The organism is Olavius algarvensis spirochete endosymbiont, from assembly GCA_900608495.1.
GTDB lineage: Bacteria > Spirochaetota > Spirochaetia > DSM-2461 > DSM-2461 > UBA2779.
The window spans coordinates 1-294 of the sequence record UWYT01000226.1 but is presented as its reverse complement, the minus strand read 5'-3'; the positions used below and the strand labels follow the sequence as shown (position 1 = coordinate 294).

At 59.5% G+C, this 294-nt stretch carries 1 protein-coding gene; it reads left to right on the top strand.

From position 1 onward, the window contains the following. Positions 1-74: 74 nt before the first annotated feature. Positions 75-294: NHL domain-containing protein (locus S1OALGB6SA_RS06625; RefSeq protein ID WP_230204474.1), on the top strand; the 220-nt coding region annotated here is incomplete at its 3' end.

The following is a 294-nucleotide window of genomic DNA, read 5'->3' as shown; positions in this document are numbered from 1 at the left end:
AGAGTGGTAACCACCTTTGCCGGCAGTGGCACAGCGGGTTCTGAGGATGCCACCGCCAGCACTGCGGCGTGGCTGTGGACTCATCCGACAATGTCTATGTGGCAGATTATGCCAACAACCGCATCCGGAAGATCACTCCGGCGGGGGTGGTAAGCACCTTGGTCAGCACGGCGCAGCTTAACTACCCCACCGGTGTGGCTGTGGACTCATCCGGCAATGTCTATGTGGCAGATCGAAAGAACCACCGCATCCGGAAAATCACGCCGGAGGGGGTGGTAACCACCTTTGCCGGCA